At 55.0% G+C, this 12090-nt stretch carries 12 protein-coding genes and 1 pseudogene; 4 read left to right on the top strand and 9 right to left on the bottom strand.

What is annotated here, in order from left to right:
- The first annotated feature begins 6 nt into the window (after positions 1 to 6).
- Positions 7 to 936 (top strand): DNA replication terminus site-binding protein, encoded by a 930-nt coding sequence (gene tus, locus ACOTX1_RS18490; RefSeq protein WP_023314048.1) that lies wholly within the window; start codon positions 7 to 9, stop codon positions 934 to 936.
- Here the strand turns inward: tus and fumC are convergent, their stop codons facing one another.
- A complete protein-coding gene (fumC, locus tag ACOTX1_RS18485; RefSeq protein WP_023314047.1) occupies positions 937 to 2331 on the bottom strand; it encodes a class II fumarate hydratase in 1395 nt (464 codons plus the stop codon).
- A 182-nt stretch (positions 2332 to 2513) separates the two neighbouring features.
- Positions 2514 to 4160, bottom strand: a complete 1647-nt coding sequence (fumA, locus tag ACOTX1_RS18480; RefSeq protein WP_023314046.1) for a class I fumarate hydratase FumA — start codon at positions 4158 to 4160, stop codon at positions 2514 to 2516.
- A 199-nt stretch (positions 4161 to 4359) separates the two neighbouring features.
- Between fumA and manA the strand changes: the two genes are divergently transcribed.
- Positions 4360 to 5535 carry a mannose-6-phosphate isomerase gene (manA, locus tag ACOTX1_RS18475; RefSeq protein WP_032634157.1) on the top strand — a complete coding sequence of 392 codons (1176 nt, stop codon included), beginning with the start codon at positions 4360 to 4362 and terminating at the stop codon, positions 5533 to 5535.
- Between the two features lie 99 nt (positions 5536 to 5634).
- Complete coding sequence (locus ACOTX1_RS18470) at positions 5635 to 7161, top strand: YdgA family protein (RefSeq protein ID WP_023314044.1); 1527 nt, start codon at positions 5635 to 5637, stop codon at positions 7159 to 7161.
- Positions 7162 to 7262: 101 nt separating this feature from the next.
- Here ACOTX1_RS18470 and ACOTX1_RS18465 read toward each other — a convergent pair whose 3' ends face one another.
- Positions 7263 to 8291 (bottom strand): Mal regulon transcriptional regulator MalI, encoded by a 1029-nt coding sequence (locus tag ACOTX1_RS18465; RefSeq protein ID WP_023314043.1) that lies wholly within the window; start codon positions 8289 to 8291, stop codon positions 7263 to 7265.
- 179 nt (positions 8292 to 8470) lie between these two features.
- Between ACOTX1_RS18465 and ACOTX1_RS18460 the strand changes: the two are divergent.
- A pseudogene (locus ACOTX1_RS18460) lies at positions 8471 to 8665 on the top strand (PTS sugar transporter subunit IIBC); the annotation flags it as partial.
- 139 nt (positions 8666 to 8804) lie between these two features.
- Here the strand turns inward: ACOTX1_RS18460 and ACOTX1_RS18455 are convergent.
- The 6 genes from ACOTX1_RS18455 to ACOTX1_RS18430 form a co-directional block, all read right to left on the bottom strand.
- Positions 8805 to 9122 carry a hypothetical protein gene (locus ACOTX1_RS18455; protein WP_023306078.1) on the bottom strand — a complete coding sequence of 106 codons (318 nt, stop codon included), beginning with the start codon at positions 9120 to 9122 and terminating at the stop codon, positions 8805 to 8807.
- Positions 9122 to 9355 carry a hypothetical protein gene (locus tag ACOTX1_RS18450; protein WP_421766860.1) on the bottom strand — a complete coding sequence of 78 codons (234 nt, stop codon included), beginning with the start codon at positions 9353 to 9355 and terminating at the stop codon, positions 9122 to 9124. Before ACOTX1_RS18450 ends, ACOTX1_RS18455 begins: the two co-directional genes overlap by 1 nt.
- Positions 9356 to 9487: 132 nt before the next feature.
- On the bottom strand, positions 9488 to 10663 hold the full coding sequence (locus ACOTX1_RS18445; protein ID WP_421766859.1) for a tail fiber domain-containing protein: 1176 nt from the start codon (positions 10661 to 10663) through the stop codon (positions 9488 to 9490).
- A gap of 58 nt (positions 10664 to 10721) precedes the next feature.
- On the bottom strand, positions 10722 to 10955 hold the full coding sequence (gene cor, locus ACOTX1_RS18440) for a phage exclusion lipoprotein Cor (RefSeq protein ID WP_017382566.1): 234 nt from the start codon (positions 10953 to 10955) through the stop codon (positions 10722 to 10724).
- A gap of 107 nt (positions 10956 to 11062) precedes the next feature.
- The gene (locus tag ACOTX1_RS18435; RefSeq protein WP_017382567.1) at positions 11063 to 11734 is read right to left on the bottom strand and encodes a hypothetical protein; all 672 of its coding nucleotides are present in this window, start codon (positions 11732 to 11734) and stop codon (positions 11063 to 11065) included.
- Positions 11735 to 12049 (bottom strand): hypothetical protein, encoded by a 315-nt coding sequence (locus ACOTX1_RS18430; protein WP_017382568.1) that lies wholly within the window; start codon positions 12047 to 12049, stop codon positions 11735 to 11737.
- Between the last annotated feature and the right edge of the window lie 41 nt (positions 12050 to 12090).

The following is a 12090-nucleotide window of genomic DNA, read 5'->3' as shown; positions in this document are numbered from 1 at the left end:
GCTGCCATGACAACTTACGATCTCATCGAAAGGCTTAACACCACGTTTCGGGAAATAGAGCAGGCGTTACTGACCCTCACGGGGCAACTTCAGGACTGCCGCCTGCTGGCCGCCCGCGTCTTTTCCCTGCCCGAGGTGGCAAAAGGCGCAGAGCACGACCCGCTGAACACCATTGAGGTGACGCAGCATGTTGGCAAGGCGGCGCTGGAAATGACGTTGCAGCACTATCGTCGCCTTTTCATCCAGCAGCAGTCCGAAAATCGCAGCAGTAAGGCCGCCGTTCGCCTGCCCGGCGTCATCTGCTTGCAAACGGATGCCGCAACGCGTGAAGGAATTGAGGCGCAGATTACGCATATCAATACGCTAAAAGCCGCCTTTGAGAAGATTGTAACCGTTGAGTCCGGGCTGGCACCGGCTGCCCGTTTTGAATGGGTGCATCGCCAGCTTCCGGGGCTGATCACCCTGAATGCCTACCGCACGCTGACGGTACTGCGCCATCCCGCCACGCTGCGCTTCGGCTGGGCCAACAAGCACATCATTAAAAATTTCGCGCGGGACGAGATCCTGGCGCAGCTGGAAAAAAGCCTGAAATCGCCGCGAACGGTCGCCCCGTGGTCGCGGGAACAGTGGATTGAACGACTGGAGCAGGAGTACCACAGCATTGCCTCCCTGCCAGCTGATACCCGTCTTAAAATAAAGCGTCCGGTGAAGGTGCAGCCTATCGCCCGTGTCTGGTATGCCGGTCAACAAAAGCAGGTGCAATACGCCTGCCCGACGCCGCTGATTGCGCTCTATGATGCCGATCAGGGTGCGGTGGTGCCGGATATCGGGGAACTGCTGAACTACGATGCTGAAAACGTTCAGCATCGCTATAAACCCCAGGCGCAGCCGCTACAGCTGATTATTCCGCGGCTGCACCTGTATGTGGCGCAGTGATTATCTGAGGCTGCCCACCATCGCTTCCGGTCGGACCCAGGCATCAAACTCGGCGTCCGTCAGGTAGCCCAGCGCCAGCGCAGAGGCTTTCAGGGTAAGCCCCTCTTTGTGCGCTTTTTTAGCGATTTCGGCCGCTTTGTCATAACCGATATGGGTGTTCAGCGCCGTTACCAGCATCAGAGACTCATTCAGCAGCTGGCTGATTCGCTCGCGATTAGGCTCAATGCCCACCGCGCAGTGCTCGTTAAAGCTCTCCATGCCATCGGCCAGCAGACGAATCGATTGCAGTACGTTGTGGATCACCATCGGACGATAGACGTTAAGCTCGAAGTTACCCGACGCGCCGCCCACGTTAACCGCCACGTCATTACCCATCACCTGACAGCACAGCATGGTCATGGCTTCGCACTGCGTCGGGTTCACTTTGCCCGGCATAATGGAGCTGCCCGGCTCGTTTTCCGGAATGCTGATTTCGCCGATGCCGCAGCGCGGGCCGGAGGCCAGCCAGCGCACGTCGTTGGCGATTTTCATCAGCGAGGCCGCCAGCCCTTTCAGCGCGCCATGGGTATGCACCAGGGCATCACAGGTCGCCAGCGCTTCGAATTTATTCGGAGCGGTAACAAACGGCTGCCCGGTAATCTTCGCGAGCTCTTCGGCCACGCGCACCGCGTACTCGGGATGGGTGTTTAAGCCAGTGCCCACCGCCGTCCCGCCGAGCGCCAGCTCCGCCAGATGCGGCAGGCTGTTGTCGATATGCTTAAGGTTGTGCTCCAGCATCGCCACCCAGCCGGAGATCTCCTGGCCGAGCGTCAGCGGCGTGGCGTCCTGAAGGTGCGTACGACCAATTTTAACGATGTCGCGGAAGGCCTGCGCTTTCTCGTTAAGCGTAGATTTAAGCACGTTGAGCTGCGGTATAAGCTGCTCGTGGATTGCGATGACGGCCGCCACGTGCATGGCCGTCGGGAACACGTCGTTGGAACTCTGGCTTTTGTTCACGTCATCGTTCGGGTGGATCTTGCGCTCCATGCCGCGCACGCCGCCAAGTAGCTCGCTTGCGCGGTTCGCCAGCACCTCGTTCATGTTCATGTTGCTCTGGGTGCCTGAGCCGGTCTGCCAGATGGCAAGGGGGAATTCGTCGGGATGTTTGCCCGCCAGCACTTCGTCGGCGGCATTGATGATGGCGGTGGCTTTATCGGCATCCAGCAGGCCCAGATCCTGATTGACTTTGGCGGCAGCGCGTTTGGTCAACGCCAGCGCCTGGATTAGCGAGACGGGCATTTTCTCTGTCGAAATGCGGAAATGCTCCAGCGAACGCTGGGTTTGTGCGCCCCATAGCTTGTCGGCCGGGACGTCGATGGCGCCCATGGAGTCTTTCTCGCGGCGATGCATTGTCATTACTTACTCCTTGATAACAAAGATGGGATTGCTCACATGCTTAAGAGATAAGTATTGATGACTTCTGAGAAACGTTATGGCGCTTTGTGCGCTCTTTTTGATGTCGGGTGGTGGCTGCGCCTTACCCGACCTACGAGTATGTAGGCCGGTTAAGCGTCAGCGCCACCCGGCAATTTACAGAATTACTTCACACACGCCGAACACTGGGAAGACTGGATCTGTTTGAAGAAGTCGTTACCTTTGTCATCCACGAGGATGAACGCCGGGAAGTCTTCCACTTCAATTTTCCAGATCGCTTCCATACCCAGTTCCGGGTACTCCACGCACTCAAGGCTCTTGATACTGCCCTGCGCCAGCACCGCCGCCGGGCCACCGATGCTACCGAGGTAGAAGCCGCCGTGCTTGTGGCACGCGTCCGTCACCTGCTGGCTGCGGTTGCCTTTCGCCAGCATGATCATGCTGCCGCCGTTGGCCTGTAACTGGTCGACGTAGGAGTCCATACGGCCCGCCGTGGTTGGGCCTAACGAGCCGGAAGCATATCCATCAGGCGTTTTTGCCGGACCTGCGTAGTAGATCGGGTGATCTTTAATGTACTGCGGCAGCCCTTCGCCGTTGTCCAGGCGCTCTTTCAGCTTCGCATGGGCGATGTCGCGGCCCACGATAATCGTCCCGTTCAGGGAAAGGCGCGTCGAGACCGGATACTGCGAAAGCTGCGCCAGAATCTCTTTCATCGGACGATTCAGGTCCACGCGAACCGCTTCCCCCTCGCCCGCTTTACGCAGTTCTTCAGGGATGTATTTGCCCGGGTTGTTCTCCAGCTTCTCGATCCAGATGCCGTCGCGGTTGATCTTCGCTTTGATGTTACGGTCCGCTGAACAGGAAACGCCCATCCCCACCGGACAGGAAGCACCGTGGCGCGGCAGGCGGATCACGCGAATGTCATGCGCGAAGTATTTGCCGCCAAACTGCGCGCCCAGCCCCAGGTTCTGCGCTTCGGCCAGCAGTTCCTGCTCAAGCTGCACGTCTCGGAACGCCTGACCATGTTCGTTACCTTCCGTTGGCAGGCCATCGTAGTATTTGGTTGAGGCCAGCTTAACGGTTTTCAGGGTGCTTTCGGCAGACGTACCGCCAATCACAAATGCGATATGGTACGGCGGGCAGGCCGCGGTGCCGAGGGTACGCATCTTCTCGACTAGGTAGTTTTTCAGCTTGCCCGGGGTAAGCAGCGCTTTGGTTTCCTGGTAAAGATAGGTTTTGTTGGCTGAACCGCCGCCTTTGGCGATGCAGAGGAATTTGTACTCGTCACCGTCGACGCTGTAGAGGTCAATCTGCGCAGGCAGGTTAGTGCCGGTGTTCACCTCTTTGTACATATCCAGCGCCGCGTTTTGCGAATAGCGCAGGTTGTCTTCGGTGTAGGTATTGTAAACGCCGCGCGCCAGCGCCGCTTCGTCACCGCCGCCGGTCCAGACTCGCTGGCCTTTTTTACCGGTGATAATCGCCGTACCGGTGTCCTGGCAGGTCGGCAGAATGCCTTTCGCCGCGATATCAGAGTTACGCAGGAATTGCAGGGCAACGTACTTATCGTTCTCGCTGGCTTCCGGGTCGCTCAGGATATCAGCAACCTGCTGCTGATGCGCCGGACGGAGCATAAAGGAAGCATCATGGAAGGCTTGCTGCGCCAGCAACGTCAGCGCCTGCGGGTCAACTTTGAGGATCTCCTGCCCTTCAAACTCAGAGACAGTAACGTAATCGCGGGTTAACAGATAATACTCGGTCTGATCCTGACTGAGGGGGAAAGGATCCTGATAATGGAAGGGTTTATTCGACATTGTTCTCTCACTTACTGCTTCGGTCTGTTTATTCAGGGCAGATGTTCCGCTGCCCGGCTTAAAAGCGAGTCAGCTTATCCTACACAATTTTTTAACAAAAACTGAGACTAGTACGACTTTTTACATCCGCAGGTTACTTCCATTCGGTTTATTGCTTTAATACGCGGAGTTAATTCCACATATGAATCAGGGCTTGATAATGCAAAAACTCATCAACTCAGTGCAAAACTACGCCTGGGGAAGTAAAACTGCGTTAACGGATCTCTACGGTATCGCCAACCCGGACAACCTGCCGATGGCAGAGCTGTGGATGGGCGCGCACCCGAAGAGCAGCTCAAAAATTGAAGATGCCAGCGGTCAGGTTCGCAGCCTGCGTGACGTCATCGACGCCGACAAAGCCGCACTGCTCGGCGATAAAGTGGCGAATCGTTTTGGTGAGCTGCCGTTTCTGTTCAAGGTATTGTGCGCCGACCAGCCGCTCTCCATTCAGGTTCACCCGAACAAAAAAGCCTCTGAGCTGGGCTTTGCCAAAGAAAATGCCGCCGGTATTCCGTTAGACGCCGCAGAGCGTAACTACAAAGATCCTAACCACAAGCCGGAACTGGTTTTCGCCCTCACCCCTTTTCTGGCGATGAATGCCTTCCGCGAGTTTTCCGAGATCATCTCCCTGCTGCAACCGGTCGCCGGGGCTCACAACGCGATCGCCCACTTCCTGGAAAACCCGAACGCAGAAGCCTTGAGCGAGCTGTTTGCCAGCCTGCTGAATATGCAGGGCGAGGAAAAATCACACGCGCTGGCGGTGCTGAAAGCCGCGCTGAACAGCCAGCAGGGTGAGCCATGGGACACCATTCGCGTAATTTCCGCGTTTTATCCGGACGACAGCGGTCTCTTCTCTCCGCTTCTGCTGAACGTGGTGAAGCTCAACCCGGGCGAAGCGATGTTCCTGTTCGCTGAAACCCCGCACGCCTACCTCAACGGCGTGGCACTGGAGGTGATGGCTAACTCCGATAACGTACTGCGCGCGGGCCTGACGCCAAAATACATCGACATCCCTGAGCTGGTTGCCAACGTGAAGTTTGTGGCGAAACCTGCTGCGGAGCTGCTTACTCAGCCGGTGAAAAACGGCGCAGAGCTGGACTTCCCGATTCCGGTTGACGATTTTGCCTTCTCCCTGCACGACCTCAGCGCAGACGAAACCGCCATTGCACAGGAGAGCGCCGCGCTCCTGTTCTGTGTGGAAGGCGAAGCGACGTTGCACAAAGATAGCGAGCGTCTGGTGCTCAAACCGGGTGAATCCGCCTTTGTCGCAGCAAACGAGTCGCCTGTCCGGGTGAGCGGCACCGGTCGCCTGGCGCGTGTTTTTAATAAGCTTTAGGGACTTACTGAATTTTTTAACAACTCTTGCTAAGCTAGTAACAGGCGTTGTAACACCAGGCGGTTTTAACCGCCTGGTTTCATTTTAGGGATAATCGCAATGAAAAAATCGGTCGTAGCGGTAGGAGTGATTGTTGCTTTAGGCGTGATCTGGACGGGTGCTTCCTGGTATACCGGGAAACAGCTGGAAAGCCGTCTGGCAGAGATGATGACGCAGGCAAACAGCGAGATTAAGCGCAGCGCGCCTGAAGCAGGTCTGGAGCTGAGCTATCAGAACTACCAGCGTGGCGTGTTTACCAGCCATATGCAGGTGGTGGTGAAGCCGGTTGCGGGTAATCAGAACGCCTGGCTGAAACCGGGCCAGAGCGTGGTGCTGGATGAAATGGTCAGCCACGGTCCGTTCCCGCTGGCGCAGTTGAAAAAGTTTAACCTGATCCCCTCTATGGCATCCGCCAGAACCGTACTGGTGAATAACGAGGTGACGAAGCCGATTTTCGATATGGCGAAAAATGAGTCGCCGTTTGAGATCAATACCCGCATCAGCTATGCCGGTGATACGCATTCCGACATCGACCTGAAAGCCCTGAATTACGAACAAGGCACTGATAAAGTCGCCTTCAGCGGCGGTAATTTCCAGCTTGATGCCGATCGCGACGGCAAGAATGTCTCCCTGACCGGCGATGCCGCCAGCGGCCTGGTGAATTCAGTCAATGAATATAACCAGAAGGTGCAGCTTACCTTCAACAACCTGAAAGCCAGCGGCAATAGCCGTATGACTGATTTTGATGAGCGTATCGGCGACCAGAAACTGAGCCTCGATAAGATCGCCATTGCGATCGAAGGCAAAGAGATGGCGGTGCTTGAAGGCATGGATCTGGACGGTAAGTCTGACGTGTCCAAAGACGGTAAAAGCATCAACACCCAGCTGGATTACAGCTTGAAAAGCCTGAAAGTACAGAATCAGGATCTGGGTACCGGTAAGTTGTCCCTGAAAATCGGCAACATTGACGGCCAGGCGTGGCACGAATTCAGTCAGAAATACAGTAAAGAGAGCCAGGCTCTGCTGACCGATGCCGCCCTGCAACAGAACCCACAGGCTTACCAGCAGCAGGCGATAACGGTGCTGTTTAATAACCTGCCGATCCTGCTGAAGGGCGAGCCGGTGATCACCGTTGCGCCGCTGAGCTGGAAAAACAGCAAAGGTGAAACCAGCTTCAACCTGTCGCTGTTCCTGAAGGATCCGGCAGCCACGACCAGCGAGCCGCAGACCCTCGCGCAGGAAGTTGACCGCAGCGTGAAATCGCTCGACAGCAAGCTGACCATCCCGATGGATATGGCAACCGAGTTCATGACGCAGATTGCGAAACTCGAAGGGTATGGTGAAGAAGATGCAGGTAAACTGGCAAACCAACAGGTGAAAGGCCTGGCGGCGATGGGCCAGATGTTCCGCATCACGAAGGTGGAAGACAACACCATTTCCACCAGCCTGCAATATGCTAATGGCCAGGTGACGCTCAACGGCGACAAAATGCCGCTGGAAGAGTTTGTCGGTATGTTTGGTATGCCGACGCTGGGCATGCCTGAACCGGCTGAACCGGCTGCGCCGCCGGCAGTACCGCAGCAGTAAACGAAAAACCCCTCACATGAGGGGTTTTTTATTGCCGGGTGGCGCTGACGCTTGCCCGGCCTCCGATCCTGAGCCGTTGTAGGCCCGTGCATGCAAAGCGGTTACTTCACCGTCACTAAGCGCGCAGCCACAATCTGATGCCCGGCCTGCACGTCCGTATTTTCAATGCGCTGCATAATTCGTTCTGCCAGGGTGTACCCCATTTCACGAGCCGGCGTCGTCGCCCAGACGATGGGGAGATCGTCTAACGCATTTTCACCGACATCTGCAAACGCCCCCAGCGCCACCTGATGGCCGAAGAACGTTTCTACCCCGCCCTCACCGCTCTGGCGTCCGGCGCGGATCAAACCGAACCACGCCCCCATCGCAATAACGTCGTTATAGCAAATCACCGCGCTGATCGTCGGGCTGTTGCGAAGCAGCGTGCCGATGGCTTCCGCGGCTTTTTTCTGGCTGGATTCACACTCCACCACCCATTCGCTGTGAAACGGCAGGCCATATTTGATGAGCGTGGAGCAGTAACCGCCCACCCGCTCGGCACGCGTCAGGGACGAGCTTTTACCGCCGAGCCAGGCGATGCGCTGATGGCCGCGATGAATAAGATGCTCGGTCAGCATTTGCGCGGCCTGCATGTTATCTGGCCGAAGGGTATCGGCTTCGTCGAGATAGCTGGCGCGCGACGCAAACACCAGCGGTACGCCTTTCTGCGCCGCGCGCTCACACAATGCACTGCCCACGCCGGACGCGCCGGCCACGATCACCCCATCCACCCCTTGCGTCAGCAGCAAATCCAGCCTGGAGAGCAGTTGCTCCGGTTCGCGCCCACCGTGGAGCAGGAAAACCATTCGCCCCTGCGCTTCAAGCGCCTCGGTCAGCCCGGCGGTCAGTTCTGCATAAAACGGCGACGCGAGATCGCGAACGATCAGCCCTATCACCCCGCTTTGCCCACCGCGCAGCGCCGACGCCTGGCGATTACGCACAAAGCCCAACTGCTCAACGGCCTCGTTGACGCGCTGACCCGTTGCAGGAGAGATGCGCCCCTTCCCGCTTAATACCAGCGAAACGGTGCTGACGGAAACCCCCGCCGCCAGCGCGACATCGTTGATGGTGATCTTTTTCGCTACAGCCATGTGGTGGCGTGACTCCTTGATAATGAGATCGCTAAAACGTTTTATCAATACGTTATCTTTATACTACCAGTAAAAGCCTGAGAATGTGATTTAGCGCGCACTAAAGTTTGATAAAACGTTTTATCTTCTCGCCCCATCGAGGTCGTTAAATCTCTTTCTACCATTTAAGGAGTCGTTTTATGACGACGAAAGCAGCGCAAAAAATATCGCTGTGGGAGTTTTTCCAGCAACTGGGTAAAACCTTTATGCTGCCCGTGGCGCTTCTCTCTTTTTGCGGGATTATGCTGGGGATCGGCAGCTCGTTAAGCAGTCATGACGTCATTACTCTGATCCCTTTCCTGGGAAATCCGGTACTTCAGGCGATCTTCATCTGGAGACTATTAAGTCTTTTAACGAAGTGGCTTGATGTTGGATTGATGTGCGGTAACTTCTGCTATGTTGCCGCGATACGATTTGTCATGTGCAATGAACTAACGTCGTTTCGCGGTAACTTTATGCCCCACCCATGCCCCATCACACCACCCTGTCATCCTGCATCACGCTGTTGATGAAGAATGTCACCCGCCCCATCACCTCAACCTCTTCCGCAGCCTCCCCCTCTATCGCTTCACCATCATCACAAATCAGCGCCCTGCCCATGACTCTGGCAAACTGAGTCCGTCCGCCGCTGAGGATTAGCAGAACCTGATTCTGTACCAGTCTGGTGCACGGCTCGATAACCGCAAAGCCAGACGAGGTTTCGAGGATGCGGCTGTCCATGCCGATCCCGCAGATAATTTCCGGAGATAAACGCGGTGCTACGAAATCAGCCGCCGGTGAAGGAAATCCCATCAGTGCACCCTCCCCATGTTACGCAGGACCCAGTACCTGTTGTCGCTACCGTCTGTCGTCTTGTCAGCGAAGCCTGGCTGATTGCGCTCTATCCATGCATTGGCGTCGGCTCGGGTGAAGTGCCAGTTAAAACTACGCAACTTTTCTATAAAGCTGTCTGTTCTCAGGTAGCGGTAGCCCTTTGGGTTAAGCTCTATGGCCGCAACAAAGGAGGATCTTCCCTGACGCGCCAAATCACTCCAGGAAATCGAATTGACTCCCCCAACGCCAAGTCCCCATGCCCCATTGATTAAAACAGACCCGCCAGTGGCATCAGTAGTAGATGACTGAGCATCCTTTATTGCCGATGTTCCCAAACCGACATTTTAGATGTTCTTCAGTTGGTGATATCCCACAAAATCCTGGAGCGATTTTAAGATCTCACGGATGCTTGATATTTCTTCTTTTCTTTCAGCATCCCTGTCAATAAGGGTCTTGATTACAACCAAAGCATCCATGAGCAGAGGATTTGTGTCCAGAGTCAAAATCTCTCTCAGGGTGCCGTCCTCATTAACAGCCCCGTTGACACGTTTAATATATTGCGGGTCTATTTTCTCAAGCTCCTGCGCAATAAACCCCCTGCGTAAATGACCTGTTTCGTCCCGTACAAACCGAAAAGTTACGGGCTTCATCGATTCGATGTTCGCCCAGGACGAGGAACCGTCATCGTAAACAACGTCAGTTTTGAGCGTTATATCCGATACGGCGGTCGTAGTTATCTCTCGCCATCCCTGCACTGCACCGCCTGCATGGCTCTGAGCAAAAAAACGAGAGTTTCGGCCACCAATGCTTGTTTGCGTTGCACCATCGAGTCGAGATTTGAATCCAACAACATTAGTACCCGACAGGGGCGAATTTGAGGCGCTCTGAAAAAAGCCTGATGCTGTGACATCTCCCCAGTCATCAAAACTCGCAGAAGTGCCAATACCAAAATCGCCTACGGAAAGCATATCACCCGAATTACTGTATGCATTTCTTGTTGCGCTACTTCCTAAACCGAGGTTTGTGCGAGCATCAGCCGCTGTCTTGCCCCCTGTTCCCCCCTGGCTGATACTAAGCGCCGTAGTGAGGCCGCTGAGACTGGAAATGTCATTGTTATCACCTTTCTTCGCCAGGGATTTTTGACCGGGAACTTTTACGGCAGCGCCGTTAATTGTAATAGTGACATCTCCGGAACTGTTCATCACGTCAGCGAACCCGCTCATGTTGCGCTGGTACATCGTGAAGGTTTCAGCGATATCCTGCGCCAGCCCATCCACGCTCAGACTGTCACTCAGAAGAATGGCAAACCGGGTTCCAGCGGGAACAGTTGGGTTAGCTGCTGGCGTTACGGTGAGACTTGTTGCGCTTCCAATCGCGGTAATCTGAAATACCTGCACAGGGCTGGTCATAGCAATAACGGTACAGCCGTTACGAATAAGAGAACCAGCAGCAGTGAAGTTTGTGCCGGTACCTGTAAGGGTGTTTCCGCTGATGGCGATAGTGCCAGTGGTATAAATCATGTTTTCTCCAGGCAATAAAAAACCCCGCCGGAGCGGGGTTTGTTCAAAACTGAATGGGTTAGTGACAGGTGGTGCTGGTGAACGTGTTGGCGCTCACCCATGACCAGTTAAAGGGATAACCGGCACGGTACTGCGTCTGATTATTTTGCTTGCGGACTCCGTAGATCTGGACGCTGCTTTCCTGTCCGCCAACCAGGGCTGTTCCGGTGCATACTGGTTGCTGCTTCTCAATAACGCCAGCGCAACCCGAGAGCAATACCGCTACCGCCAGGCAAAGAATCATATTTTTCATAGTGGTTATATCCCAGGGCATTCATGAAGCTACACAATAACAATATGAATCAAATGGATATAATTGATTTGGTAGATCAATTATTCGAAATTGATCGTTCAAAACGATCAATCATAATTGGCGCAGTTAATGGCCATAATCACGTTCCTCAGATTCGAATACGTAACGTTCTGAAGGTTGCCGCCGGGGGTTGTCTGCGGCCTGGCGAATATCCGCGTATTGCTTCCCTCAAGTTTTGCCATGCTCTTGTATATGGCCGAGTATGGCTGCGGCTGACCGCCAGCCGATATAACCCCGGTAATTAGCCCCAGCATGGCAGGCATACAGGCCCACTTCCCCGCCAGAGTTGTATTGATGTTGTATCCTGAGCTGCCATCCACCCCGGCGTTACCGAGGGTGACAACATCGCTCAGCGTGCGCGTTTCGTTTGTTAAAATCAGCGTCCCTGATGCATCCCACACAGCCAGCCCGTAGTCTGGCTTTGTCTGCGGGAAAATAGAGAAAAAATAAACGTACGCTGTGCCGGTTGCATTCGGTCTGAGAAAATCAATCGTGATGGTGTTCCCGCTTATCGTCTGAGTGATTTCGACCTCAACCGTGCAATGAACGAAGGCGACAACAGGCTGGCCTGCGGGGAATGTGTGCGTCACTTTGGTATTGAACCCCGATGTTCCCTGAAGTGCCGCTGTCTTTCGCGCCTGAAGAGCGATTGGCGAGCTGTTCGCGGTCACCCATACTTCCCCGCTCGTGGTCGTCAGTAAAACGCCATACTCCGCCATTTATGCCCTCTCGATCTGGAAAATGAGATAAGCCGCTGCCGCAGGCTCAGTCCCTGCTGAGTAGTCGGTATCGCCTGCTGCTGACACTGTTGCTGTTCCCCCCGAAATGGTGATCTTCCTCCGACTCGTACCAAACTGATCGCCGTTCATGCTCTGAAAATAGGTCAGCCTGCAACCCGGTGGAAGCGCTACGGTGTAAGAGCCTGTTTTCTGGTTCTGGGCCAGCTGGAGATAGCCACAAACGCTGACAGGCTTAACGCCATAGTTGTTTACCTTGCCTGATGCGTCCCATGTCTGAACACCATATTCCGCCATCCAGTTCTCCTGAAAAAAAGAGGCCCCGTAAGAGGCCTCCC

Origin of the sequence: Enterobacter cloacae complex sp. IR5401 (assembly GCF_049238425.1) — a bacterium.
GTDB lineage: Bacteria > Pseudomonadota > Gammaproteobacteria > Enterobacterales > Enterobacteriaceae > Enterobacter > Enterobacter hormaechei_C.
This window is presented reverse-complemented; position numbering and strand designations above follow the sequence as displayed.